Source organism: Herbaspirillum sp. Her4, from assembly GCF_057961335.1.
In genome coordinates, this window is record NZ_CM176330.1 from 5360611 (window position 1) to 5385993 (window position 25383).

Annotated in this window: 31 protein-coding genes; 22 read left to right on the forward strand and 9 right to left on the reverse strand. The window is 64.8% G+C overall.

Annotated features, from left to right (window positions below; translation table 11 throughout):
- Positions 1-146: 146 nt before the first annotated feature.
- Entirely contained in the window at positions 147-890 is a 744-nt protein-coding gene (gene ugpQ, locus ACWFUC_RS24250) for a glycerophosphodiester phosphodiesterase (RefSeq protein WP_489623639.1), read from the reverse strand.
- A 185-nt stretch (positions 891-1075) separates the two neighbouring features.
- Here ugpQ and ACWFUC_RS24255 point away from each other — a divergent pair, with 185 nt between their 5' ends.
- Genes ACWFUC_RS24255 through ACWFUC_RS24265 form a run of 3 tightly spaced genes read left to right on the forward strand, consistent with a single transcriptional unit; the run spans position 1076 to position 3413 of the window.
- Positions 1076-1387 (forward strand): 2TM domain-containing protein, encoded by a 312-nt coding sequence (locus ACWFUC_RS24255; RefSeq protein ID WP_121043360.1) that lies wholly within the window; start codon positions 1076-1078, stop codon positions 1385-1387.
- Positions 1388-1436: 49 nt separating this feature from the next.
- Entirely contained in the window at positions 1437-2582 is a 1146-nt protein-coding gene (locus ACWFUC_RS24260) for a sensor histidine kinase (RefSeq protein WP_121043363.1), read from the forward strand.
- 30 nt (positions 2583-2612) lie between these two features.
- Positions 2613-3413, forward strand: coding sequence for a LytR/AlgR family response regulator transcription factor (locus tag ACWFUC_RS24265; protein ID WP_489623640.1), 801 nt, complete (start codon positions 2613-2615; stop codon positions 3411-3413).
- A gap of 18 nt (positions 3414-3431) precedes the next feature.
- Here the strand turns inward: ACWFUC_RS24265 and ACWFUC_RS24270 are convergent, their stop codons facing one another.
- Entirely contained in the window at positions 3432-3572 is a 141-nt protein-coding gene (locus tag ACWFUC_RS24270) for a hypothetical protein (protein ID WP_008331432.1), read from the reverse strand.
- Positions 3573-3840: 268 nt separating this feature from the next.
- Here ACWFUC_RS24270 and ACWFUC_RS24275 point away from each other — a divergent pair, with 268 nt between their 5' ends.
- Positions 3841-5592 (forward strand): glutamine--tRNA ligase/YqeY domain fusion protein, encoded by a 1752-nt coding sequence (locus ACWFUC_RS24275; RefSeq protein ID WP_489623641.1) that lies wholly within the window; start codon positions 3841-3843, stop codon positions 5590-5592.
- 152 nt (positions 5593-5744) lie between these two features.
- Complete coding sequence (locus ACWFUC_RS24280) at positions 5745-6107, forward strand: hypothetical protein (protein ID WP_034334469.1); 363 nt, start codon at positions 5745-5747, stop codon at positions 6105-6107.
- Positions 6108-6166: 59 nt separating this feature from the next.
- Here the strand turns inward: ACWFUC_RS24280 and ACWFUC_RS24285 are convergent, their stop codons facing one another.
- The 3 genes from ACWFUC_RS24285 to ACWFUC_RS24295 all read right to left on the reverse strand — a co-directional run bounded on the left by ACWFUC_RS24285 (position 6167) and on the right by ACWFUC_RS24295 (position 9063).
- Positions 6167-7180, reverse strand: a complete 1014-nt coding sequence (locus tag ACWFUC_RS24285; protein ID WP_121043372.1) for a transporter — start codon at positions 7178-7180, stop codon at positions 6167-6169.
- A gap of 113 nt (positions 7181-7293) precedes the next feature.
- A complete protein-coding gene (locus tag ACWFUC_RS24290) occupies positions 7294-7527 on the reverse strand; it encodes a hypothetical protein (protein ID WP_034334477.1) in 234 nt (77 codons plus the stop codon).
- Between the two features lie 240 nt (positions 7528-7767).
- Complete coding sequence (locus ACWFUC_RS24295) at positions 7768-9063, reverse strand: solute carrier family 23 protein (protein ID WP_088756304.1); 1296 nt, start codon at positions 9061-9063, stop codon at positions 7768-7770.
- A gap of 298 nt (positions 9064-9361) precedes the next feature.
- Here ACWFUC_RS24295 and ACWFUC_RS24300 point away from each other — a divergent pair, with 298 nt between their 5' ends.
- The 5 genes from ACWFUC_RS24300 (at position 9362) to sbcB (ending at position 13391) form a co-directional block, all read left to right on the forward strand.
- Positions 9362-9778 carry a DUF2721 domain-containing protein gene (locus ACWFUC_RS24300; protein ID WP_204726023.1) on the forward strand — a complete coding sequence of 139 codons (417 nt, stop codon included), beginning with the start codon at positions 9362-9364 and terminating at the stop codon, positions 9776-9778.
- A 112-nt stretch (positions 9779-9890) separates the two neighbouring features.
- Positions 9891-10193, forward strand: coding sequence for an antibiotic biosynthesis monooxygenase family protein (locus ACWFUC_RS24305; protein WP_034335716.1), 303 nt, complete (start codon positions 9891-9893; stop codon positions 10191-10193).
- 203 nt (positions 10194-10396) lie between these two features.
- Positions 10397-10972, forward strand: coding sequence for a DUF3828 domain-containing protein (locus tag ACWFUC_RS24310; RefSeq protein WP_034335713.1), 576 nt, complete (start codon positions 10397-10399; stop codon positions 10970-10972).
- Positions 10973-11201: 229 nt separating this feature from the next.
- Positions 11202-11816: a YqhG/Tai3 family protein gene (locus ACWFUC_RS24315; RefSeq protein WP_134223134.1), complete on the forward strand. Its 615-nt coding sequence runs from the start codon at positions 11202-11204 to the stop codon at positions 11814-11816.
- A 138-nt stretch (positions 11817-11954) separates the two neighbouring features.
- Positions 11955-13391 carry an exodeoxyribonuclease I gene (sbcB, locus tag ACWFUC_RS24320; protein WP_489623642.1) on the forward strand — a complete coding sequence of 479 codons (1437 nt, stop codon included), beginning with the start codon at positions 11955-11957 and terminating at the stop codon, positions 13389-13391.
- A gap of 15 nt (positions 13392-13406) precedes the next feature.
- Here the strand turns inward: sbcB and ACWFUC_RS24325 are convergent, their stop codons facing one another.
- Both ACWFUC_RS24325 and ACWFUC_RS24330 read right to left on the reverse strand, forming a co-directional pair.
- Positions 13407-13733, reverse strand: coding sequence for a DUF3861 domain-containing protein (locus tag ACWFUC_RS24325; protein WP_034335703.1), 327 nt, complete (start codon positions 13731-13733; stop codon positions 13407-13409).
- A 34-nt stretch (positions 13734-13767) separates the two neighbouring features.
- On the reverse strand, positions 13768-14397 hold the full coding sequence (locus ACWFUC_RS24330; protein WP_039784268.1) for a PadR family transcriptional regulator: 630 nt from the start codon (positions 14395-14397) through the stop codon (positions 13768-13770).
- 241 nt (positions 14398-14638) lie between these two features.
- Between ACWFUC_RS24330 and ACWFUC_RS24335 the strand changes: the two genes are divergently transcribed.
- Positions 14639-15235, forward strand: a complete 597-nt coding sequence (locus ACWFUC_RS24335) for a peroxidase-related enzyme (protein WP_489623643.1) — start codon at positions 14639-14641, stop codon at positions 15233-15235.
- 19 nt (positions 15236-15254) lie between these two features.
- On the opposite strand, the gene ACWFUC_RS24340 is transcribed toward ACWFUC_RS24335, so the two are convergent.
- Both ACWFUC_RS24340 and ACWFUC_RS24345 read right to left on the reverse strand, forming a co-directional pair.
- Complete coding sequence (locus ACWFUC_RS24340; RefSeq protein WP_134223137.1) at positions 15255-15755, reverse strand: nucleoside 2-deoxyribosyltransferase; 501 nt, start codon at positions 15753-15755, stop codon at positions 15255-15257.
- Positions 15756-15810: 55 nt separating this feature from the next.
- Entirely contained in the window at positions 15811-18276 is a 2466-nt protein-coding gene (locus ACWFUC_RS24345) for an acyl-CoA dehydrogenase (RefSeq protein WP_489623644.1), read from the reverse strand.
- Between the two features lie 251 nt (positions 18277-18527).
- Between ACWFUC_RS24345 and ypfJ the strand changes: the two genes are divergently transcribed.
- The 11 genes from ypfJ (at position 18528) to ribD (ending at position 25376) form a co-directional block, all read left to right on the forward strand.
- Entirely contained in the window at positions 18528-19409 is an 882-nt protein-coding gene (gene ypfJ / locus ACWFUC_RS24350) for a KPN_02809 family neutral zinc metallopeptidase (RefSeq protein WP_402707759.1), read from the forward strand.
- Positions 19410-19448: 39 nt separating this feature from the next.
- Positions 19449-19829 (forward strand): MAPEG family protein, encoded by a 381-nt coding sequence (locus ACWFUC_RS24355; RefSeq protein ID WP_039784256.1) that lies wholly within the window; start codon positions 19449-19451, stop codon positions 19827-19829.
- A 14-nt stretch (positions 19830-19843) separates the two neighbouring features.
- The gene (locus ACWFUC_RS24360) at positions 19844-20131 is read left to right on the forward strand and encodes a hypothetical protein (RefSeq protein WP_489623645.1); all 288 of its coding nucleotides are present in this window, start codon (positions 19844-19846) and stop codon (positions 20129-20131) included.
- 92 nt (positions 20132-20223) lie between these two features.
- A complete protein-coding gene (locus ACWFUC_RS24365) occupies positions 20224-20445 on the forward strand; it encodes an RNA-binding S4 domain-containing protein (protein ID WP_034335781.1) in 222 nt (73 codons plus the stop codon).
- The gene (locus tag ACWFUC_RS24370) at positions 20442-21059 is read left to right on the forward strand and encodes a DUF924 family protein (RefSeq protein WP_489623646.1); all 618 of its coding nucleotides are present in this window, start codon (positions 20442-20444) and stop codon (positions 21057-21059) included. The genes ACWFUC_RS24365 and ACWFUC_RS24370 overlap by 4 nt, the downstream gene beginning before the upstream one ends.
- A 92-nt stretch (positions 21060-21151) precedes the next feature.
- Positions 21152-21667, forward strand: coding sequence for a type IV pilus modification protein PilV (gene pilV / locus ACWFUC_RS24375; RefSeq protein WP_489623647.1), 516 nt, complete (start codon positions 21152-21154; stop codon positions 21665-21667).
- 35 nt (positions 21668-21702) lie between these two features.
- Positions 21703-22581 carry a PilW family protein gene (locus ACWFUC_RS24380; protein WP_489637382.1) on the forward strand — a complete coding sequence of 293 codons (879 nt, stop codon included), beginning with the start codon at positions 21703-21705 and terminating at the stop codon, positions 22579-22581.
- Positions 22578-23210, forward strand: coding sequence for a PilX N-terminal domain-containing pilus assembly protein (locus ACWFUC_RS24385; protein ID WP_134223144.1), 633 nt, complete (start codon positions 22578-22580; stop codon positions 23208-23210). Before ACWFUC_RS24380 ends, ACWFUC_RS24385 begins: the two co-directional genes overlap by 4 nt.
- Before the next feature lie 2 nt (positions 23211-23212).
- Complete coding sequence (locus ACWFUC_RS24390; RefSeq protein ID WP_489623649.1) at positions 23213-23668, forward strand: type IV pilin protein; 456 nt, start codon at positions 23213-23215, stop codon at positions 23666-23668.
- 4 nt (positions 23669-23672) lie between these two features.
- Positions 23673-24146 (forward strand): GspH/FimT family pseudopilin, encoded by a 474-nt coding sequence (locus ACWFUC_RS24395; protein ID WP_034335795.1) that lies wholly within the window; start codon positions 23673-23675, stop codon positions 24144-24146.
- 108 nt (positions 24147-24254) lie between these two features.
- Complete coding sequence (gene ribD, locus ACWFUC_RS24400; RefSeq protein ID WP_209534187.1) at positions 24255-25376, forward strand: bifunctional diaminohydroxyphosphoribosylaminopyrimidine deaminase/5-amino-6-(5-phosphoribosylamino)uracil reductase RibD; 1122 nt, start codon at positions 24255-24257, stop codon at positions 25374-25376.
- The last annotated feature ends 7 nt before the right edge of the window (positions 25377-25383 follow it).

Sequence of the window (25383 nt, forward strand, 5' to 3'; positions counted from 1 at the left end):
ACTGTCGACTGCCCTCCAGTTATTGTTGTCCGCATGCAAATCATATCTAGCGTGTGAGGATTCAGTCCGCCGGTAAGAGCGTAATTTGCCATTCATTTCCACGCTGCGCGATATGAACAATGCGGGCAGCGTGGGGGTGTCGTGGCTTACCAGGCGTCGGCCGCGATGAGATCGATGCGATCGGTGCAGAAGGCATCCACGCCCCACTGGCGGATTTCCTCGGCGCGCGCCATGTCGTTGACGGTGTAGCAGAAGAGGCCATAGCCCGCCGTCTTCACGGCAGCCGCCAGGGCCGGAGTGAGGTGCTTGTGATTGGTGTGCAGGGCCACGGCCTGCAGCTTTTCCAAGCACGCCTGCCAGTCCTCGGGAATCACATCCACCAGGTAACCACGCGGCAGGGCGGGCGCCGCTTCCTTGGCCGCCAGCAGCGCCTCGAAGGAGAACGAGGACAAGACCGGCAGTGCCGCCCCGCTCTTGCCTGCGAAGCGCCGCGCCACGGCCTGGGCGGTCAGCTCACCGGTACGGCGCGCGAATTCGGCGGCGGCGGGCTTGATCTCGACGTTCATCCAGATCCCTTCGGCCAGGCAGAAATCCAGCCCCTGCTCCAGCGTGCAGAGGCGTTCCCCGGCGAAGCGCGCATCCAGCCAGGCACCGGCTTCCAGGTCGCGCAGCTCGGCCCAGTCGCTCTCGGCGATCTTGCCGGCCCCGGGCAGGGTACGTCCGCGCTGCGGGTCGTGCATCAGGATGGGGACTTCGTCGCGGGTGAGCATGACGTCGAATTCGGCGGCGCGATAGCCGTGTTCCAGGCCGCAGCGAAAGCCGGCCAGGGTGTTTTCCGGTGCCAGGGTGCCGCCGCCGCGATGGGCGAGGATGCGGGGATAGGGCCACATGATGTTCTCTCCGAGGGTAGGCCTTGCAGAAGGATCAAGGCGATCGGCGCATAAGGTAGAGCAGATCACGCCGCGCCACAAGCCGTTGGCACCCGCCAGAATGCCGCCCGTCGCAAGTGGCTCGCCGGAGCCGGCGCGGCGGCGCATGCTTGCGCCATCGTTCACCCCACCACTGCGAGGCCATCATGCGCGACACTGCCCCCTCCTCCCTTTCTGACCAGAATCTTCATATGACCGCTGCCTCGCCCGAGGAGCTGGCCCATGCCGAGCGGCGGGTAGCGCGCCAGGTCGGCTTTTTCCATCATTTCGGCATTTACCTGGCGGTCAACACCGGCCTGATCCTGTTGAACCTGATGGGCCAGCACCGCCACTGGTGGAGCCTGGGGCCTCTCCTTGGCTGGGGAATCGGGGTACTATTCCACGCCTTGAGCGTATTCGGGCGTTTTCCCGCCGGCTGGAAGCAGGCGCTGATCGCCCGTGAACTGCGCCGCCGCTAAAGAGAGCCCGGTACGCCGGGCCGCTTGCTTGCTTCATCCCTGGAAACGCATGACCCAACACGATACCGCCCTTCCGCCCCGCCTGATCGTCCTGCTGCGCCAGCTGGCGCTGGCCTTGCTGCCCACGCTGGTCATCAACCTGCTGTGCGCGCTGGCCGTGACTTACCTGATGCGCATCGGCGGTACGTTCTACGAAAACCTGCAGGTCTCGATGTGCATCGGCCTGCTGGCCATGCTTCTCATCAACGGCACGCGGCTGGCGATCTGGGGCGATGGCGAGCCCAACAAGCTGGGCTTCCTCGCCATCATCGCCGTGATGGCCCCGCTGGCTGTGCTGCTGGGGCGCATCCTGGCCAGCCTGCTGATGGACCAGCCCATCCTCAACATGGTCCCCGAGCAGAGCGACAACATCATTGCTGTGATCGTGCTGACCTTCCTGGTGTGCTTCGGCGCTACCGTCTTCTTCTGGAACCGCCAGAAGATGGCCGCCCTGCAAGCCCACGCCAGCCAGGTCGAGAAGCAGGCGGTGCAGGCGCAACTGCAGATGCTGCAAGCCCAGATCGAACCGCACATGCTCTTCAACACGCTGGCCACGCTGCAGTCGCTGATCAGCACCGATCCGCTGCAGGCCGAGCTGATGCTGAACCAGCTGGTGCACTACCTGCGCACGACTCTGTCGGCCTCGCGGGCTGACAGCACCTCGCTGCAAAAGGAATTCGACCTCATCAAGGCCTACCTGGGACTGATGTCGCTGCGCATGGGGCTGCGCCTTTCCTACACCCTGCAACTGCCGGAACACCTGGGCAAGCTGCGCCTGGCCCCGATGCTGCTGCAGCCGCTGGTGGAAAACGCCATCAAGCATGGCCTGGAGCCCAAGGTGGCCGGCGGCAACTGCACCGTGCGGGCCGCGGTGCACAATGACATGCTGGTCTTGAGCGTGCTCGATACCGGCGTCGGCCTGCCCACCAGCGTGAGCCTGAACCAGCCGCCCGCCCAAAAGGAACCGGTGATCGGCATGCACTTCGGGCTGGACAACATCCGCGAGCGCCTGGTGACACTCTACGGCCCGCTGGCCGAACTCATCATCACCCACAACGTACCGGCCGGCGCGATGGCGCAGATCACCATCCCGCTCAAGGCCCTCAAGGCGGCGCACCGCAGCAGCAAGAACACGCGCCTGCTGGATCATCATTGAGTCCCCTGCCGCTTTGCCCGGAGTCCCCCCATGGCCGCGCCCACTGCCCTGATCGCCGAAGACGAACCCCTGCTTGCCAATGCCCTGCGCCAGGCCCTGGCGCGCTGCTGGCCTGATCTGCCCGCGCCGCACCTGGCCGCCAATGGCGATGAAGCGCTGGAGCAGGCGCTGGCCCTGCTGCCGGATGTGCTGTTCCTGGATATCAAGATGCCCGGCCGCAGCGGGCTGGAGGTGGCCGCCGACCTGGCCGAGGAGTGGCCTGCCGGGCGGGCCTTCCCGCTCATCGTCTTCGTGACGGCCTATGACGACTACGCCCTGCAAGCCTTCGAGCGGGCAGCCATCGATTACCTGCTCAAGCCGGTCAGCCAGGACCGCCTGGCGGTGACGGTGGCGCGCCTGCAAGCGCTGCTGGCCCAGCGCGCCGCCAGCAACCAGGACAGCCATCTGGAACGCGCGCTGGCGCAGCTGCGTGCGCTGTCCGCGCCCGCCGTGGAAGACGCGCCGCCCCGGCTGGACTACATCCGTGCGGCGGTCGGCAACAAGGTGAAGTTGATTCCGGTGGACGAGGTGATCTATTTCGAAGCCACCGACAAGTATGTGAATGTGGTCAGCGCCGAGGGCAGCGCGCTGATCCGGACCAGCCTGCGGGAATTGATCCCCCAGCTCGATGGCCGCCAGTTCTGGCAGATCCATCGCGGCACCGTGGTCCAGGTGCGGCAGATCCAGGCGGCGCTGCGGGAAGAGAGCGGCAAGCTCTTCGTGACCCTGCGCGACCGCCCGGAGAAACTGGCGGTCAGCCGCCTGTTCGCCCATCTGTTCAGGCAGATGTAGGCCATCCCTCCTCAGCCATCAGCGGCCATAGTAATAACCGGGTCCGTAATAAGGACGGTAGTAATGCGGCTGCGGCGGGCCCACCGGCACCACCACGCAGGCCGACAGCGTGGCGGCGGCCACCGCAGCGGCGACGATCAGCTTGATCCAACGGCTCATGATGCACTCCTTGTGTTTTGGCGTTTTTGTTCACTGCGCCCGGCGGGATGCCAGGCCACGCTCGCAGAGTGCCAGCCGCAATGCCTGACAGGTAATGCATGGGCGTATCTTCTGTAACAAGACCTGGTAAAAAAGCTTCATATCGGCTCCAGCCGCCTTGCCAACGAGCAAAAATTCCCGCAGGAACGGCCGCAACGCCCGTGGAACCGGGCAGCTGCGGTAAAATGCTTGCCATCTGAATAAACAGGCATTCCTCCCGATTCATCCCATGAGCAACGAACTGAAAAACGGTCACACCCCTGCCCCCTCCACCAATTTCCTGCGCGGCATCATCGAATCCGACCTGGTCTCGGGTACTTATGCCGAACGCAACAGCCAGGATGGCGAGGCCCTGCCGCAGGTGGTCACCCGTTTTCCGCCCGAGCCGAACGGCTACCTGCACATCGGCCACGCCAAGTCGATCTGCCTGAACTTCGGCCTGGCCGCTGACTACGCCGGCCGCTGCCACATGCGTTTCGACGACACCAACCCGGAGAAGGAAGAACAGGAATACGTCGACACCATCCTGGACTCGGTCAAGTGGCTGGGCTTCTCCTGGGAGCATGAAGGCAAGTCGCACCTGTACTACGCCAGCAATTATTTCGATGTCATGTACGCCTGTGCCCAGGCCCTGATCCGCAAGGGCCTGGCCTATGTGGACGAGCAAAACGCCGAACAGATGCGCGAAAACCGCGGCACCCTGACCGAACCCGGCAAGGATTCGCCGTGGCGCGACCGTCCGGCAGAGGAGTCGCTGCGCCTGTTCGAGGAAATGCGCAACGGCAAGCATCCGGACGGCTCCATGATCCTGCGCGCCAGGATCGACATGGCCAGCCCCAACATGAACCTGCGCGATCCGGCCATCTACCGCATCCGCCACGCCACCCACCACAACACCGGCGACAAGTGGCGCGTGTACCCGATGTACACCTTTGCGCATCCCATCGAAGATGCGCTGGAAAACATTTCGCACTCCATCTGCACCCTGGAATTCGAAGATCAGCGCCCCTTCTACGACTGGCTGCTGGAGCACCTGGCCGAAGAAGGTTTCTTCAAGAAGCCGCTGCCGCATCAATATGAATTCGCCCGCCTCAATCTGACCTACATCATCACCAGCAAGCGCAAGCTGCGCCAGCTGGTGGACGAAAAGATCGTCTCCGGCTGGGATGACCCCCGCATGCCGACCATCGTCGGCCTGCGCCGCCGTGGCTACACGCCCGAAGCGATCCGCCTGATGTGCGACCGCACCGGCGCTTCCAAGAACAACAGCTGGATCGACTTCAGCGTGCTCGAAGGCGCGCTGCGTGAAGACCTCGATCCCAAGGCCCCGCGTGCGGTGGCCGTGCTGCGTCCCCTGAAGCTGATCATCGACAACTTCCCGGAAGGCGTGTCCATCGATTGCAGCGCCCCGGTCTATCCGCCGGCGCATCCGGAACACGACACCGCGCACCGCCACTTCCCGATTACCAAGGAACTGTGGATCGAGCGGGAGGACTTCATGGAAGAACCGACCAAGGGCTACTTCCGCCTCTTCCCCGGCAACAAGGTGCGCCTGCGCTACGGCTACGTGGTCGAATGCACCGGCTGCGACAAGGATGAACACGGCAACGTCATCGCCGTGCACTGCAACTACTTCGAAGACAGCAAGAGCGGCACCGAAGGCAGCTCCAACTACAAGGTCAAGGGCAACCTGCACTGGGTCAGCGCCGAACACGCGCTGGCCACTGAAGTGCGCCTGTACGACCGCCTGTTCTCGGACCCGCATCCGGACGCCGGCGGCAAGGACTTCCTGGCCGCCTTGAATCCGAACTCCAAGGAAGTCATCACCGCCTACCTGGAGCCGACCCTGAAGACCGCCAAGCCCGGCGAGATCTACCAGTTCGAACGCCACGGCTACTTCGTGGCCGACCGCGTCGATTCGACCGAGGGCCAGCCGATCTTCAACCGGGCCGTGACGCTCAAGGACAGCTGGGGCAAGTAAGCCTCAGCGCAGGCAGGACAACACCGGACCCCGTATGGGTCCGGCTGGGGAATACGGCCGCAAGGCCACACGGGCGGCAGTGCGCCAGCCGCCCGTGCCAACGGGATGGCGCAGCTTGATGGCACCGGCCACAAGCGGAGCAAGGGGAACGCATGTTCGAGCAGATCAAGATCCAGCGCCTGTCGATGTCATCCATCTACAAGCTGCTGGCCGTGGGGACCACGTTTTCGCTGGTGCCGTTTTCGACGCTGATGGGCGTGCTCTCGCTGTTCGGCGCACAAACCATCACCTGGGATGGCAAGCACCTGATCGGCTATGACGGCCTGATCGCCTCGCCTTTCATCGGCCTGTTCCTGTCGGCCTTCATCACCCTCTTCCTGGGCACCATGTGCTGCATCGGCCTGTGGCTGTATTCCCTGTGGCGTCCGCTGTCGCTGAAGGTGGAACCGGTGGACAACCTGGACATCGACAAGCTCATTCGCGAGAGCGAAGAGGCCATGGCCACGCGCGACTGAGCAGCCTCGCGCCGGGCCGCCACCGCCGCCGCCCGGCTGCGGTTCAGAAGATCAGGGCATCAGAAGATCTTCATCCACTTCAGGAAGGCCACGGTGGCGACACCGAGGCCGCCCATCAATCCCATCACGATCCAGAACGAGGTCTCGTCATGCAGGCCCGGCAGACCTGCCACGTTCATCCCGAAAATCCCTGACACCAACGTGGCCGGCATCAGCAGCGCGGTCAGGACAGAGAGTGCCATCAGGTTGCGGTTCATCTGCTCCGACATCTGCGAGGCGATCTCTTCCTGCAGCAGCTTGGCACGTTCATAGACGGCTTCCACGGTGGAATGCAGTTCGTTGAGTTCATCCAGCGCATGGGTCAGGTCTTCCAGCGCCTCGCGCGGCACCCAGGCCGGGCGCAACCGCTGGAACTGGGCCAAGATGCGGCGTTCCGGCGCGATGAAGCGGCGCAGTTCGGCCAGCTGGCGGCGGATGCCGGAGAGCTCGGCACGGTCTTCGGCACGGCGGTCCGAGAGCACCGAGAATTCGATGTCGTCGACCTTGTCGTTGAGCTTGTCCAGGCGCGCATTGAAGCCATCAGCCAGGCAGCGCAACAGCTCGGCGAAGAGATCCATGGGATTGTCGAAGTCGCCGCCGTCAAGCACCTTCTGGCGCAGCATGTTGGTCGAGATCAGCGGCTGGGTGCGCAGCGTCAACAGGCGCGTGCGATCCAGGTAGAAGTGCAGCGCGCCCTTCTCGGTGCCGGTGTCGCCGATCTCCATCTTCATATCGGTCAGCGTGCCATAGACCCCCTCGGGGGTGGCATGCAGGCCCGGATGGGTGTCGCTGCTCAACAAGAATTCAGTGATGTACTCGGGAATGTCGCTGTGATGGGCCAGCCATTGCTGGATCTTCACATCGGCCGTCTTGACGTGCAGCCAGGTGAAATCCGGCGCACTCGGATGATAGTCAACAACTTCATTCCAGTTCATCTGGCGCGCATGGCCGTCTTCGAAGCGGAAGGCGCAGATGAATCCGGCCGGCTCATAGAGCAGGTGCAGGGCTTGCGGGGTGTCCGGCGGATTGTGCATGGGCGGGCGGGTCGGGAATGGGCCAGGGGCAATGGACGACCCCGCATTCTAACCACCGGTTTTGACAAATTTGTGACAGCGCCGTGACGGCCGCTGCCCGCCGCCGCGCCGGCTCAGTAATTGAAGTTGCGGTTGCCCCAGGCTTCGCGGGCCGCTCCGCAGACCCGGATCTGTTCCTCGTTCATGCCCGAAGTGCCGTTGAGCTGGCACTGGTCGGAGACCGATTTGGCCTCCTCGATGTTCTTGCGGAAATAGGCGTAATCCTTCTTGCCGGCCACGGCGTCACAGGCCGACAGCAAAGGCAGGGCGATGCACAGCAGGGCTGGCAGGCGGAGGGCGGAGTTCATGCGGTGATTCCCCTGAAAGGCGGGCCAGGCCCGCGACAGGCAGCGGCCGGAATGCGCCTCCGGCCGGCCCTTCCCCGGGGCCGTAGCGGCGACGCTGCGCTGCAACGCGACAGAGTATAGACAGCCGCCAAGGATTGCTCAACGGAAATCTTCACTCTCCTCAGATAATGGTAGAACAAAAAAGGCCGGTCACCAGGACCGGCCTTGCCGCTGTTGCATCGGCGTCTTGCCAGGATGCAATCATCCGCGACGTTTCAGCAGGGCATGCAGGATGATGGCACCGAAGGTGGCGGTCCCGATGCCACCCAGGGCGAAGCCGCCCATCTTGAGGGTGAAGTCGCCTGCGCCCAGCACCAGCGTGACGGCAGCCACGATCAGGTTGGTATTGTTGGAGAAATCGACCTTGTTCTCGACCCAGATGCGGGCACCCGACACGGTGATGAGACCGAACACCACGATCGACACGCCGCCCAGCACCGCGCCCGGAATGGTCAGGATGACCGCGCCGAACTTGGGCGAAAAGCCCAGCAGGATGGCAATGACAGCCGCCACCACGAAGACCAGGGTGGAGTAGATCTTGGTGACGGCCATCACGCCGATATTCTCGGCGTAGGTGGTCACGCCGGTGCCGCCGACGCTGCCCGAGAGCATGGTGGCCAGGCCATCGCCGATGAAGGCGCGGCCGATGTAGCGGTCCAGGTTCTGGCCGGTCATGGCCGAGACGGCCTTGATGTGGCCCAGGTTCTCGGCCACCAGGATGATGGCTACCGGAGCCAGCAGTGCCATGGCGCTGCCCTGGAACACGGGAGCCGCGAAGTGCGGCAGGCCGAACCAGGCGGCATTGGCCACGGTGGAAAAGTCGATCGGCTTGCCCAGGCCCATGCCATTGGTCAGCACCGCGTAGAGCACATAGGCCAGCAACAGGCCGATGAGGATCAGCAGGCGCTGCAGCATGCCGCGCGTGAACACCGCCACGAAGCCCACGCACAAGATGGTGGCCAGCGCCATCCAGCTGTCGAAGCTGCTGCCGGAGACGCCCTTGACCGCGATCGGTGCCAGGTTCAGGCCGATCACCGCCACCACCGCGCCGGTCACCACCGGCGGCATCAGGGATTCGATCCAGCGCGTGCCCACGCCGGAGACAATCAGGCCGATCACCGCATACACGGCACCACAGGCGATGATGCCGCCCAGTGCCACGCCGAGGTTGGCGTTGGGGCCGGAGCCGGCATAACCGGTCACGGCAATGACCAGGCCGATGAAGGAAAAGCTCGACCCCAGGTAGCTCGGCACGCGCCCGCCCACCAGCAGGAAGAACAGCAGGGTACCGACGCCCGACATCAGGATCGCCAGGTTGGGATCGAAGCCCATGAGCAGCGGGGCCAGCACGGTCGAGCCGAACATGGCCACCACGTGCTGCACGCCCATGGCCAGCGTCTGCGGCGCAGGCAGCCGCTCATCGGCGGCGATCACGGCCCCCTGGCCGTCGTTGGTGCTTTGGCGCAGCCGCCATTGGGGGAAATACGAACCCGACATGGAGATCCCTTTCGTTGTGGATTTGTTTTGATTTGTACGTGGATGTGGAACGGGGGCTAGTGTATTGAGCGACCGCACAAATAACAATTGCTGCGGCGCTGCCCCGCAAAAAAAATCCGTAAAAGATTTCGGCCGCCCGGCGCGCTGCTGCCCGGCGGTGCAAAAAGCGCGACCGCACCAGGCTGGCGCCCCAAAACGGACCGCCCGTTTGCGCAAACGCCGGCGACCGTTCCCGGGCATGTTTCTTGCGCCTCGGGAGAGGTTAGAATCACGTCCCCGATTGTTCCTTGCCATGTCGATGATCAACCTCACCACCCCTGCCCTGCTGTTTCCCGCGACCTCGCTGTTGCTGCTGGCCTATACCAACCGCTTCCTGGTGCTGGCGCAGCTGATCCGCAACCTGCAGAACCAGGGCCAGAACGATGAACGCGGGCTGGTGATCCGGCAGATCCTCAATCTCAGGAAACGCATCGTGCTGACCCGCTACATGCAGGCGCTGGGGGTCTCCAGCTTCATCATGTGCGCCGTCTCGATGTACCTGATCTTCGTCGACTTTAATCGCTGGGCCGAGGTGTTCTTCGGCATCAGCCTGATGCTGCTGGTGGCATCGCTGCTGGTGTCGCTGTGGGAAATCATGATCAGTACGCGCGCCATCGAGATCACGCTGGAAGACATGGCGCAGAAACTGGAGAAGCGCGACATCCTGGTCGAGTGAAAGCTTTTCAGGCAGGGTTCAATTCCGTTGAACGCCCGCTTCGGACGAACATGTGATAATCGAGCCGCCCGGTGTGTGCCGGGCACCCCTCGACTATGCACTGGAGACCTACATGATCCTGGAACTGGCGGACATCCGCATCCAACCCGGCAAGCAAGCAGAATTCGACGAAGCCATCCAGCGCGGCCTGGCGCAGACCATCAGCAAGGCGCGCGGCTATCTCGGCCACAAGGTCCAGAAAGGCATCGAATCGCCCGAGCGCTACCTGCTCATGGTGTACTGGGCCACCCTGGAAAACCATACCGTGGATTTCCGTGAATCGCCCGCCTTCACCGAATGGCGCGGCATCGTCGGCCCCTTCTTCGCCGGTGCGCCGGTGGTGGAACACTTCGCGCTGCTGACCGAATCCGCGTAAGACCGATGTGCGCTGACCGCGCCCGCCGAACAACGGAGACCCGCCGCGCCACCCGACCTGGCGCAGCGGAACGTTTGCGGCCTTCCCCTGACTAAAGGGCAGGCCCGGGGGGCTGGCCGAACCGGCCGCCCCTGCCGGCCTCACGACGATGATGTGCCGCCATGACAACAGCGCCGGTCCGCACCGCGCGCAGGAACACCAGAATGACCACACTGCTCCGTTTAGCCTCCCCCTCCGCTCGCCCTCTGCGCGCCACCGCCTGTGCGCTGGGCCTGCTGCTGGCCCTGTCCGGCTGCAACAACTTCAGCGGCGACGAACAGCAGCAGGCCGAGGTGATCGGCAACTTCTACCGCATCCATCTCAAGAACCACGCTCCCGGCCTGCCATCGGCGGACGAACTCAAGCAGTTCGAGCCACTGGTCAGCCGTGCGCTGTACGCCCTGCTGACCCGCGCCGAAGCCGCCGATGTGCGCTACCACACCGTGGCCGGTGCGCAGGCCGCCCCCATCATCGAGGGCGACCTGTTCACCTCGCTGTATGAAGGGGCCACCTCCTTTGCCGTGCAATCCTGCGACAGCGAGGCCGACCGGGCTTCCTGCCAGGTCAGCTTCCGCTACCAGAAGGATGGCGCGGATGAATCCTGGAACGACAAGATCCTGCTGGTGCGCGAAGAACGCCAGTGGCGCATCGACGATATCGAGTTCATCGGCAACGACCAGTCCTCCCAGCGCGAATACCTCAGCGACAACCTCACCGACGCCATCCAGCAGGCCGAATGAGCCGGCCCGGCTCGCCGGGGCCGGTGCGCTGCGGAATTGGCGGCTTTTTGGCGGTGTGTTCCCGGTCTTCCTGCTGAGCCGCAGCGCGTAAGATGCCGCTCTGTCAGGCTGGTCGTGTTGCGCCCCTCGGGTCCCGCTGCGCACCGGCAGACAGGAAATATCAAAATGACAATGGCATCATGAAACAACACGCCAGTGCGCACGCGCGGCTGGACCAGGGAGAATCGGATTGAAGCGGATCGGTAAGACACTCGTCGTCGCCGCCAGCCTGTTGCTTGCAGCATGCTCGGCCAATGAAGAGGGCAAGGCCAAGGAACTGGTGACGGAGTTCTACCAGACCCATGCCTCGAACCGTCCCTCGGGCGCCCTGACGCTGAAGGAACTGATTACCTTCCGCCGCTTCCTGTCGGTGCCGCTGTTCGATCTGTTGAAGGATGTCTCGGTGGCTGACGAAGCCCGTGCGACGCAGTCTGCCGCCGAAGCGGCAGCCGATCCCGATGCCGATCCCCTGCCGCCGCTGGTGCAGGGCGATGTCTTCACCGGCAACCCGAATGGCGCTTCCACCTTCCGCGTGGTCCAGTGCGAGGCCCAGGAACGCGAAGCCAGTTGCGCCGTGGAACTGATCTTCAGTGACGCCAAGCTGCAGTCGCCCGCCAAATGGACCGACAAGGTCACGCTGGCCCGCGATGCGCGCGGCTGGGTGATCGACAACATCCAGTACGCCGGCGGCAACGCTCCCATGCGCAGCGGCACGCTGCAGGATGCGATGCGCAAGGTCCTCAAGCGCGACGCGGCCCCCATGGCGCCGCTGGCCCCCGCCGCTGCGCCTGCGCCGGCGAAGTGAGTTCAGGCCGGTCGCGGCCGCTTCCCGGGCCGCAGGCCTTCAAAAAAGAACGGCTTCATCACGCCGCTGCCCCTTTGCGTGGCGGCAAGGGCAGCGCAAGGCTCTATAATCGCGCGATTCCCTTAGAAGCCGTCCGCGATGTCCAATCACACCTTCCTCTGGCACGACTACGAAACCTTTGGCGCCGTGCCGCGCCGCGACCGTCCCTCGCAGTTCGCCGCCGTGCGCACCGATGCCGAACTCAACGAGATCGGCGAGCCCATCATGCTGTACTGCAAGCCGGCGCCGGACTACCTGCCCGACCCGGTGTCCTGCCTGATCACCGGCATCACCCCGCAGCACTGCCTGGCGCACGGCGTCCCCGAACATGAGTTCGCCGCCCGTATCGAGCAGGCGCTGGGCGAGCCCGGCACCATCGGCGTGGGCTACAACACCATCCGCTTCGATGATGAAGTCACGCGCTTCATGTTCTGGCGCAACCTGATCGATCCCTATGCCCGCGAATGGGCCAACGGCTGCGGCCGCTGGGACCTGCTCGACGTGGTGCGCCTGACCTATGCGCTGCGCCCCGAGGGCATACAGTGGCCGACCAAGGAAGACGGCAGCGTCAGCTTCAAGCTGGAGCATCTGTCCAAGGCCAATGGCCTGGTGCATGAGGCGGCGCACGATGCGCTGTCGGATGTGCGCGCCACCATCGCCCTGGCACGCCTGATCCGCCAGAACAATCCGCGCCTGTTCGACTTCGCGCTGGCCTTGCACAAGAAGGACAAGGCCGCAGCGGAAATCGGCTTGCCGGCCGCCAAACCCTTCCTGCACGTCTCCGGCATGTTCCCGGTAGCCAATGGCTGCCTGGCGCTGATGTGGCCGCTGGGCATGCATCCGACCAACAAGAATGAAGTGATCGCCTGGGATCTCGGCTATGACCCGAGCGAACTGGCGGGCATGGATGCGGCCACCGTGCGTGAACGCATGTTCACCAAGCGTGACGAAATGCCGGAAGGCATGGTCCGCCTGCCGGTCAAGAGCATTCACCTGAACAAGTCGCCGATGGTGGTGGGCAGCCTCAAGACGCTGTCTGCCGAGCGCGCCGCGCAGCTGAACATCGATGTCGACCTGGCCCTGCGCCACGCGGAAAAGGCCGCCGCCCTGCCCGACCTGGGCCCGCTGTGGCGCGAGGTTTACCAGCGCGAGCAGGAGGCGCCGCCGGACGTGGATGAAGATCTGTACGGCGGCTTCATCGGCAACGGCGACCGCCGCCTGTTGACGCAGCTGCGTGCCTTGCCGCCACAGGCGCTGGCCGGGGCCAGCGTGGCCTTTGACGATAGGCGCTTGAATGAAATCCTGTTCCGCTATCGCGCACGCAACTTCCCCGAGACCTTGAGCCCCGAGGAAGCACAGCACTGGGAAGAACACCGCGCCGCGCGCCTGTTTGAAGGCGCTGGCGGTGCGCGTACCGTCGCGCAACTGTTCGAGCAGATCGACCAGTTGCAGGAGGAGGCGGATGACGAACGCACCCAGGACATCCTCGGTGCGTTGTATGACTATGCGGAGATGATTGCGCCGGCCAATCAGTAAGGTCCGGCGCGCATCTTATTCGGCGGCGGCCTCGCCCTGCGCTGCGGCAGCGGCCTTGCCCTGCGACTTCAGCTTCATGATGAAGTCGCGCAAGGCCGGCTGAATATCTTCGAACAGCGGATGCTTGCGATTCTTGAGCATCACCTCCGAGAACAGTTTCAACCCCAGCGCCAGCTGCGCGCTGGTGTCGCTGTCGAACTGCCCGTTGCCACGCAGGCGGGCGACGATACTGAAGATATCGTCATGGTTGCCGGCCTCGAAACTCAGGGGCGCATGCAAAGGCTGTCCCTCCGAGGCGGTGGCCAGATGCTCCAGGGTGATGCGGTAGCGATGTTCTTTCATGTGAAGTTCCTTTCCAAAATCCCGGATCGCCGGATCAGGCGCGTTCCACCGCCACGGCGGCGCGATCGATGATGTCGATGATGGCGTGCAGTTCTTCCTTGGCCAGCTTGCCCTTGGCCAGACGCGTATGCAAGGCCATGCGGAAGTTCTGCACGGCGCGGCGCAGTTCGGGCGAATCGGCGTCGGGACGCTCCTGGCGGCGCAATTCGAACTTGCGCAGCACCTGCTGCAACAGCTCGGCGTTTTCCTTTTCTTCCAGATAGGCCTTGCCCTCGGCGCTGAGGGTGTAAAGCTTCTTGCCGCCATCCTCGCCCTGCACCGAGGCATGGCCCATTTCTTCCAGCAGCGTCAGGGTCGGGTAGATCACGCCGGGGCTGGGGCTGTAGCCGCCGCCGACCAGTTGCTCGATGGCCTTGATCATGTCGTAGCCGTGGCGCGGCTTTTCCTGCAGCAGATGCAGCATCACGATGCGCAACGCGCCCTGCTCGAACATGCGCGCGCCGCGTCCGCCGCCGCCTTCACGGCCACCGGGGCCATGATGGCCACGCGGACCGCGCGGCTCGTCATCTTCAAACAGGCCGCCGCCATGATGCGGGCGGTCGTGTCGCTGGTGCTTGGGGCCGTGGCCGGGTTCGCCGGGTTGATTGAATAAATGCTTGAACATGGTATTTCCTTATTGTCAGGTGGCTGAGGCAGCGACTGACGCACGCTGCGGGTCGATCGATATAGCCAAGATATATCTTAATTCGCCGCATTTCAAGATATATCTTAATAATATTTCAGAAGGGTTTCCAAAAGGAAATCTGAAGCAAAAAGCTTCACCGTCAGTTCGGCGACATTACCTGTGAGCCAGAAGTGCTAAGTTCTTGATGCAGCATCCACAACAAATGAACAAGGAGACAAGCATGACCCCAGCCACCACTCCCGATGCGCCCATCGGCCGCTTTCCCATCCCCGATCTTCATACCCTGCCGGAGGACATCCGCAGCCGCATCCTGGCTGTGCAGGAAAAGTCCGGATTCATCCCCAACGTGTTCCTGGTGCTGGCGCATCGTCCGGATGAATTCCGCGCCTTCTTTGCTTATCACGATGCGCTGATGGACAAACCCGGCGGCCTCACCAAGGCCGAGCGCGAGATGATCGTGGTGGCCACCAGCAATGCCAACCAGTGCCAGTACTGTGTGGTGGCGCATGGTGCCATCCTGCGCATCCGCGCCAAGGACCCGCTGCTGGCCGACCAGGTCGCCATCAATTACCGCAAGGCCGATATCAGCGCGCGGCAGAAGGCCATGCTGGACTTCGCCATGAAGGTCTCGGCCAGCGCCTGGGCTGTCAATGAAGAGGATTTCGCCACGCTCAAGGCGCATGGCTGGAATGAGGAGGATGCGTGGGACATGGCCGCCATCGCGGCCTTCTTCGGCATGTCGAACCGGCTGGCCAATGTGACCGGCATGCGGCCCAATGAAGAGTTCTACCTGCTGGGGCGCCTGCCCCAGCAGTGAAGCAGGAAAGCGGTGACGATCAGCGCTGGCCCCCATGCCAGCGCGCCACCCTTTGCAGGCAGTCATGCACGTCGCCTTGTACCAGCTCGGCGGCATGCGCCAGCATGAGGTTGCGCGGCAGGCCGAAGTCCTCGATGAACATGCCGGCATGGCAGACGCCCGGTTCGGCCTGTGGCACCTGTTGCAGCAAGTCTTGCGCAGGCGTGTTGTAGCACCACACCTTCTTGCCGCGCCCGACGGCATAGCCGATCTCGAAGACCGTGCCCGAGTCCGGCTCATGGCCGCGGAAATCGCACACATTGGCCACCACATAATCGGCGGAGTCGATCAGGGCCACGTTGATCTCGTAGATGCGGCGCGCCACCTCGGCCTTGCTGTCGCCGCTGACCTCGTCATCACCCGGGCACAGGGCGACCAGCCCGAGGTCGGCGCACCACTGCTTGATCTGAAGTTTGTGCTGCGCATAGTCGCGCTGGAAGACGTCGGGGCCGGCCATGTAGATGCGGGGCTGCGGGGTCATGGTTCATCCTGTGGAATACGCGGGAACCGGCAGGATAACGCAAACCTTCATCTCCTTATGAACGCTGCTGCGCCACGATCTCCGCACGGTCGAAATCGGCGCCGAAGTCATCGACCTGCACGCTCTGGTCGCCATAGTGGGCAAAGGCATCGACCGCTTCCTTCTCCTGCTGCGAGATCAGCTGGCGTTCCAGCGCAAGCGCACTCCAGGCCGGGACTTCCAGCAGGCTCTGCGGCATCGGCGGCAGCTTGCCTTCCTTGATGTCGGACTTGAGGCGATGCTCAAGTTGCTGCACCACCGGCGCGAGCACGAAGGCTTTCTCGCCGCACGCCAGCGGATCGCCCTCGCGCGGCAGGTAGGCACCGGCCACCAGGCGGTTGCGGCTCTCACCCGGGGTCTGCATGGCCTGGGCCACGCGCGTGCCGAGCACATCGGAAGGCTTGCGATACGGCAGGCCCAGCGGGAAGATCAGCACCCGCAGCAGTACCGCGATGAACGGATTGGGGAAGTTGTGCAAGACATCGATGATGGCTTCCTGGGCGCGATGCAAGGCATCCTGCACCGACCAGTCCACATAGGGCAGGTCTTCTTCCTGCCGGCCCTCATCCTCGAACCGCTTCAGTACCGCCGACACCAGATAAAGCTGCGAAACCACATCACCCAGCCGCGCCGAAATCCGCTCGCGGAATTTGAGCGTTCCGGCCAGCACGCCCATGCTCACATCGGTGAGCAGCGCAAAGGCCGACGACAGATGCACCACCGCACGGAAATAGCCCCGCGTGGCACGTGCGGCATGGCTGGACGAGGGCAGCAGCCAGCCCCGGCTGATGCCGCCCACGAAGCTGCGCGCGGCATTGGCAGCCACGAAGGAGAGATGCCCGAAGAGCAGGCGGTCGAATTCCTGCACGGCGCGCTCGCGGTCTTCATCGGCGGCGGTGGCCAGCTCCTGCAGGACGTAGGGATGGCAGCGGATCGCGCCCTGGCCGAAGATGATGAGACAGCGCGTCAGGATATTGGCCCCTTCCACGGTAATGGCGATGGGCACCTGCTGATACGCGCGCGCCAGGAAGTTGCCCGGCCCCATGCAGATACCCTTGCCGCCGATCACGTCCATGCCGTCATTGACCACCATGCGCCCGCGCTCGGTGACGTGGTACTTGGAGATGGCCGAGATGACCGAGGGCTTCTCGCCCGCATCCACTGCCAGCGCCGACAGGCGGCGCGTGGCATCCATCATGTAGAGATGCCCGCCCATGCGCGCCAGGGCCTCCTGCACGCCTTCGAACTTGCCGATCTCGATCTTGAACTGGCGTCGCATGGCCGTGTAGGCGCTGGTGCCACGCACGGCCAGCTTGGAAAAGCCGACGCTGGAGGACGGCAGCGAAATCGCCCGCCCTGCCGCCAAACATTCCATGAGCATGCGCCAGCCGCGTCCGACCTGCCCGGCACCACCAATCACCCATTCCATCGGGATGAAGACATCGCGCCCTTCGGTCGGCCCGTTCTGGAAGACGGCATTGAGCGGCCAGTGACGGCGTCCGGTGATCACGCCCGGATGGTCGGTCGGGATCAGGGCGCAGGTGATGCCGGGTTCGGCGTCGCTGCCCAGGAGGCCATCCGGATCGCGCACGCGGAAGGCCAGGCCCAGCACGGTGGCAATCGGCGCCAGGGTGATGTAGCGCTTGCTCCAGGTGACGCGGAAGCCCAGCGTTTCACGGCCCTCATGCTCGCCCTTGCAGACGATGCCCACATCGGGAATGGCAGCCGCATCCGAACCCGCATAGGGACTGGTCAGCGCAAAGCAGGGAATCTCCAGCCCCTGCGCCAGGCGCGGCAGGTAATGATTTTTCTGGGCGTCGGTGCCGTAATGCAGCAGCAATTCGGCCGGCCCCAGCGAATTGGGCACCATCACCGCGATGGCCGCAGCCGAACTGCGCGAGCCCAGTTTCATCACCACCTGCGAATGCATGTAGGCCGAGAACTGCTTGCCGCCGTATTGACGCGGAATGATCATGCCCAGGAAACCCTTGTCCTTGATGAACTGCCAGGCGTCGGGCGGCAGGTCCTGGGTCTTCACGCTGGTGTCCCAGTCGCTGACCATGGCGCACAATTGCTCGACCTCGTTGTCGAGGAAGCTCTGCTCTTCCGGCGTCAAACGCGGCGCGGGCAGGTCGAAGAGGCGCTTCCAGTCCGGCTTGCCGGAGAACAGTTCGGCATCCCACCAGACGGTGCCGGCCTCGATGGCATCGCGTTCGGTGGCGGACATGCGCGGGGCGATCTTGCGGAACAGGTCCAGCGCCGGGCGCGTCATCAGCGACTGTCGGACGGACTTGATCGCCACCAGCAGCGTGGGTGTGAAGAAAAGGATGGCCAGCAGCACCAGCACCGGCAACTCGATCTCGGCCAGGCGGGCGCCCAGCCAGATCAGGACCGCTTCAGCGACCAGCCAGACCCAGGCGCTGGCGCGCATCATCATGAGGGCCAGCGCGCCGGCGATGAGAAGAATGAGCCAGATGATCATGTCGTCTCCTGTACTGTTGTCGTTGTGAGCGTTAGGAATGCAGGCTGCCGGGAACAGTGTGGCATCGATTGCCGACAGCGCCAAGCCGCTCCCCGCTTTGTCACCCTCCTGCTTCCCGAACCTACACCGCCAGCTCATCCGGCGGAATCGGACAGAGCAACCTCACACGGTCAGACAACGCCCGACATGCCGCGGCCCATGCCATCCATTACAATCGCGCCATTGCAGACTGCAGCACCGGAGAACAGATCATGAAATGGGAAGGCAATCGCGAAAGCGACAACGTGGAAGACCGCCGTGGCGAGGATGGCGGCGGGGGCGGCGGCTTTGGCTTCGGCGGGCGCTCCATCGGGCTGGGCACGGTCGCGGTGGCCCTGGTGGCCTCCTACTTCCTGGGCATCAACCCGCTGACCATGCTCAACCTGCTCTCCGGCGGCGGCTCGCCTGCGCCGGTGCAACAGCAGGCACCGGCCCACAAGCCTTCGCCCAATGACCAGATGGCGCGCTTCGTCTCGACCGTCCTGGCCGATACCGAAGATACCTGGGGCCAGATCTTCGCCAACAACGGCAAGCAATACGTGCAGCCCAAGCTGGTGCTGTTTTCCGGCAGCACCCCGACCGCCTGCGGTACTGGCCAGACCGCCACTGGCCCCTTCTACTGCCCCGGCGACCAGAAGGTGTATATCGACTTGTCGTTTTATGAACTGATGAAGCAGCGCTTCAAGGTGTCCGGCAATTTCGCTCAGGCTTACGTGATCGCGCATGAAGTCGGGCACCACGTGCAACACCTGATGGGCATCTCCGACAAGGTCGATGCTGCCCGCCGCAATGCCACCGAAAAGCAGGCCAATGCCATGTCGGTGCGGCTGGAACTGCAGGCGGACTGCTTCGCCGGGGTCTGGGCCTATCACGCCAACCAGGCGCGTCACATCCTGGAAGAAGGCGACATCGAGGATGCCTTGAATGCCGCCTCGGCCATCGGCGACGATGCCCTGCAACGCCAGGCGCGCGGCGTGGTCGTACCGGATTCCTTCACCCATGGCAGCTCGGCGCAGCGCGTGACCTGGTTCAAGCGCGGCATTTCCGAAGGCAAGGTCAGCGCCTGCAACACCTTCGCTGCCAAGGAACTTTGATTCACTGACAACTGACATCACAACGAGGAGACCTCCTGCATGACCCTATCCTACTGGTGCATCCTGATTGCCGGCCTGATGCCGGTGTTCACCATCGCCGTGGCCAAGTATGGCCGGCGCGACTTCGACAATGCCGAACCGCGCGCCTGGCTGGACAAGCAGACCGGCGTGCGCCGCCGCGCCGACTATGCGCACCGCAACCACTTCGAAGCCTTCCCCTTCTTCGCTGCCGCCGTGCTGGTGGCGCAGCAAGTGGGCGCAGCGCAGGGACAGATCGATAGCGCCGCGCTGGTCTTCATCGCCGCCCGCATCCTCTACACGGTGCTGTACCTGACGGACAAGCCCTCGGCCCGTTCGGCGGTGTGGATCATCGGCTACCTGAGCGTGATTGCGCTGTTCGTCATCGCTGCGCGCGCCTGAGACGGGAAGCTTCGATGAGTCACCCTGCCGCTTCCCGACTGCATGCCATGCGTGCATCATTGGATGCCCTGCGCACCGGCCAAGGCACTATCGCCGGCCTGTGCAGTACGTGGCGGGCCCAGGAAGAGGTCATGACCGCCTTGCCGCCGCGCTATCGCCAGGTCGCCGAAGACCTGCTGGGCCGGCTGGAAGCGGGCAGCCTCTTCACCGAAGAAAGCTGTTCCTTCAGCCAGAAGGACCTGACCGACAGCCTCTCCACCTGGCTGGACAAGGCGCAGCAGACGCTGGAAAGCGCCACCTGAACGTCGGGGCGGCTGGACAAATGGCCGCGCCGGGCGTACCGTACCGGTCCCCCGTGCCGCCTGTTGCGGCCGGGGTTTCCGAAAGAAAGCACATGCAAAAGATCACCTTCCCGCTGCAGGGCCATCCCTACGTCGAACTGAACCAGCTGCTCAAACTCTGCGGCCTGTGCGACAGCGGCGGTGCCGGCAAGCAACTGGTGGCCGACGGCCAGGTCAAGGTCGACGGCAAGCTGGAAACCCGCAAGACCTGCAAGATCACCGTCGGCCAGAAAGTCACCCTGGGCGACGTGCAGATCACGGTGCTGGCCGAATGAGCCCGCACGCCGGCGTCGACGCGGTACTGGAGTTCTGGTTCGGCCCCGATTGGGAGCAGCTCCCCGCGCATCAGGTGGCCGAACGCCAGAAGAAACTCTGGTGGAGCAAGAACCCCGACATCGACGCCGAATGCCGCACCCGCTTCGCCCCCCTGGTGCAGCAGGCGGCCGCCAACCAGCTCGATGACTGGACCGAATCCCCGCGCAGCATGCTGGCCCTGATCCTGTTGCTGGACCAGATGCCGCGCAACATCTACCGCGACACCGCCCAGGCCTTCGCCCACGATGAACTGGCACGCCAGTGCAGCCATCTGGCGCTGGCCATGGGCCTGGATGCAGACTTGCCGCCGCTGGCCCGGGTGTTCCTCTACCTGCCGCTGGAACACGCCGAAGACCTCGACGACCAGGAGTACGTGGTGCAACTCATGGGCGCACTGGCCAAGGCGGCCAGCGCCGAAGACAAGGCGACCTTTGACGGCTATGCCGACTATGCGCGACGACACCATGCCGTGATCGCGCGCTTCGGACGCTTCCCCCACCGCAACCGCATCCTGGCGCGCGAGAGCACGCCGGAAGAAGTCGACTTCCTCAAGCAACCGGGTTCTTCCTTCTGAAGTTTTCGATAGCAGCGCACTGATTCGGGGTTTTGCTGGAGCGGCATTTTCTTTTTCCCTAGACTCGCGGGCTTTCCTTTCCAGGATTTCCCATGCGCGGTCGCTCCCCAGGTTTCTCGATGATGGAGGTGCTGGTGGCCATGCTGGTCATCGGCACCGGTGCGCTGGCCATCGCCATGCTGCAACTGCACGCGCTGCGCAGCAGCCAGGACAGCAGCCTGCACGCCCGTGCCACCCTGCTGGCGCAGGAACTGGCCGAATTGCGCGCAGCCTTGCCGGCCAGCGCTGGCGTCGCCGATCCCCTGTTGTTTTCCCTCGCGGCGGGCAAGCCGTTCACGGCCCATGCCGATTGCGAACAGAGTGCCTGCAGCCCGGCCGATTTCGCCCGGGCCAGCCTGGCGGACTGGAGCGGCCGGCTGGTCCGCGATTTCCCGCAAGCGCGCGTCACCGTCTGCCGTGACGGCCCGCGCCCGCCCCCCGAAGACTGGCGCTGCGACGGCCTCGAAAGCAGCCCTGCCGTCCTGAAGATGGCCTGGCATCGCCCCGGCGCGGCCAAGGGGATGGCCGCTGCCGCCGCGCCGCTGGTGAGCCTGAACCTGGGCCGCTGACGATGCCGGCGCGATCCCCCTTCCCGGCGCGCGCGATGCGTCTGCATCAGACCGGACTGACCCTGGTCGAACTGATGATTGCGCTGGCCATCGGCCTCCTGGTGGTGCTGGTGGCCGGTACGCTGCTGCAGCAGGCGCGTGCGGCTTACCAGGAAATGGATGATGCCGGCCGCGTCGAGGAAACCGGCCGCGTGGCCCTGGATCACCTGCAACAGGTGTTGCGCCAGGCCGGCCATCTGCCGCTGGAAAGCCTGCCCGACGGCAGCTCGCCCGCCCTGCTGCCGGGCCTGCGCGGGCTGGATGACAGCCGCCAGGCCGACGCCCTCGATCCGGCCGCAGGACTGTTCGGCAGCAGCACCGGTGACGGCGTCAACCACAGCGATCTCCTCATGCTCGGTTTCTTCGGTGCCCCGCGCGGCAGCCATGCCGAAATCAGCCACTGCAGCGGCGCGCAAGCTCCCGTGGGCAAGCCGGAAGAAGCCGCGCGCCACTGGGTCATCTACTACATCGCACCCGGCACCGGCGACGAGCCCGAGCTGCGCTGCCGCTACCAGGGCAAAAACGGCAACTGGACCTCGGACGCCATCGCCCGTGGCGTGGAAGCCATGCAATTGCGCTATGCCATCGACAGCGATGGCGATGGCCGTCCAGATCGCTGGCTGGATGCCTCGGCCATGCCGGGCGAGGCCTGGGGCCGGGTGATCCTGGTGCGCATCGCGCTGCTGGTGCGCGGCGTACAGCGACGGCCGGCCGCGCCGGGCAGTGAAACCCGCAGCTACGACCTGTTCCTCCCCGGCCGACGCAGCGATCCGGCGTGGCGCGTCACCGAGACCGGGCAGGAGCAGCGGCGGCGTGCGGTCTTTCAAGGCAGCGTCATGCTGCGCAACCTGTCCATGGCGGAGGCCGGGAAATGAAGAGGCCACCATGTCACCCGCGCCAGCGCGGTGCCACGCTGATGATCACGCTCATGCTGCTGAGCGTGATCCTGTTGCTGGGTGCGTCCACCACCTCACTGCTCCTGCTGGAGGAACGCGGCGCGCGCAACCATCGCGAACGTGCCCAGGCCAGGCTGGCCGCCCAGGCGGCGCTGGAAGATGCCTGCGACGACCTGCGCTACCACCGCCAGATCGATCCCGGGCAATTCACTGCCAGGCGCGCCTGCCGCAGCGATGCCGCCGGTGCCGGCCTGTGCGTGGGCCATCACGACCGCGCCGGCTGGGAGCCTGCACAACTGCATGGGCCCGACGCCCTCTCGGCCACCTACGGCCAGTTCACCGGACGGCGCTATCGCGCCCTGCCCGGCGTGGCGACGCCGCGTTACCTGATCGAACGTCTGGCGCCGAAGTCCGACAAGAGTCCCAGCAAGCTCCCCGGCGACGAAGAGGCTCCCACCCTCTATCGCCTCAGCGCCGTCGGCTACGGCCGGCAGGGTGCCATCGTGGCGCTGCAGGCGCTGGTGCAGTTGCCCGCCCGGCCCGGCAGCGTGCCCGCCAGTTGCCCGCTGCAGGCCTGGCGTCCTCTCTATCTTCCTTTGACGGAATGACCATGCATCCTCCCTTGCGCTCCTCTCCCGCTCCGGCAAATGGCTTCACACTGCTGGAAATCCTGGTCAGCCTGGCCATCGTGATCCTGCTGGCCGGGCTCGGCTGGAACGGTTACCTTCACATCGTCAAGAAAGCCAGCCGCGCCGAAGGACGCGCGGCCATCCTCCACGTGCTGCTGCAACAGGAACGGCACTACGCCTACCAGCATCGCTACCGGCCCTTCCAGCCGGGCAGCGCGGCCCAGGGTTTCAAGTGGTATTCCGGGGCCACGCCGCAAACCAGCGCCTATGCCCTGTCCGCAAGGGCCTGCGAGGATGAGGATCTGGCCAGCTGCGTGCTGGTCATCGCCACGCCGGGCGGCAGCGGCGTCAACACCGCCTATGAAGATGCCCAATGCGGCGTGCTGCAAGCCGACAACCGGGGCAATCGCCGCGCCGACGGCAAGGATTGCTGGTGACCTCATGCGCGCAACCGGATTCTCGCTCATTGAACTCATGGTGGTGCTGCTGATCGCGGCCCTGGTGCTGGCCGCCGGCATCCCGGCGCTGCAACAGCTCTCCACCGAACACCAGCTGGCGGCGGCCGGCAGCGATTTCTTCCACGGCGTGCAACTGACCCGCTCCGAAGCCCTGCGCGCCGGCCGCCGCGCCGAGATGCGTCCGCGCGATGGCCGCGACTGGCAGAGCGGCTGGGAGATCCGGGTCGGACAACAAGTGGTCGCCCATCATCGCGCTCTGGAGGTCGGCATCGCCGTGGCCTACACCACCGGCGGCGAACTGGTGGCTTACCAGCCTGACGGCCAGCCGGTCACGCGCGGCAGCTGGTACTTCAGCAGCGGCGTGAACTCGCGTGCGGTGGTGATCAACTTCCTGGGGCGGGTACGGATCTGCAATCCCGTCCTCGATAACCAGTGCAGCCTGGCCGCGCCCGAGTAGATCGCCGGTGCCGCCGGCCTTGCGGGCGATCCGGCAAAGCCGTGTATATTGACGGGCATCCGGCCTCGCCCCTGGCAGGCCTTGCCGCCTATTTCGTGTTAGCACACCATGACTTCCACTGCAGATCCGCTCTACCTGTTCGACATCGAGAATGACCAGCAAGCCATGGCCCTGGCCTTGCTGCAAGCCGGCTTCGGCATGCTCGACACCACCCCCAATCCGCGCGTGGGCTGCGTCATCGTCAAGGACCGGCGCATCATCGGTGCCGGCTTCACCCAGCCGCCCGGCGGCAACCACGCCGAAATCCAGGCCATGGCCGATGCCGCCGCGCGCGGACACGAGGTGCGCGGTGCCACCGTCTACGTCACGCTGGAACCCTGCAGCCATTTCGGCCGCACCCCGCCCTGTGCCGATGCGCTCGTCCGAGCCGGCGTAGCACGAGTGGTGGCGGCCATCGCCGACCCCAACCCGCTGGTGGCCGGACAGGGCCTGGCCCGCCTGCAGGCAGCCGGCATCGAGGTCGCCTGCGGACTGCTGGAAGAAGAAGCGCGCGAGATCAACATCGGCTTCCTGCATCGCATGCGTACCGGACGTCCGTGGGTACGCATGAAGAGCGCCGCCAGCCTGGATGGCAAAACCGCCCTGCACAATGGCGTGAGCCAGTGGATCACCAGCCAGGCCGCGCGCGACGACGGCCACATCTGGCGCGCCCGCGCCTGCGCCATCATGGCCGGCATCGGCACCATCCAGAAGGACGATGCGCAACTCACCGTGCGTGCCATCGACACCCCGCGCCAGCCGCGCCGCATCGTGGTCGACAGCAAGCTGATCGTCTCGCCCGAAGCGCGCGTGATCCAGGGCGGCAATACCTGGGTCTTCACCGCCACCGATGACCGCGAAAAGCGCGCCGCGCTGGAAGCCGAGGGGGCCGAAGTCATCCTGCTGGACAACGCCGAAGGCAAGGTGGACCTGCCGGGCCTGGTGCGTGAACTGGGCCAGCGCCAGATCAATGAATTGCACGTGGAAGCCGGCGCCAAGCTCAATGGCGCGCTGATCCGCGCAGGCTGCGTGGATGAACTGCTGGTCTACCTGGCCCCGGCCCTGATCGGCGATGGCCGCAACATGTTCGAACTGCCGCCGCTGGAAGACCTGTCGGGCAAGATCGGCATCCACTTCCACGAGGTCAAGCAGGTCGGGCCGGATTTGCGTATCCTTGCCCGTTTCGCGTAAGCGTTTT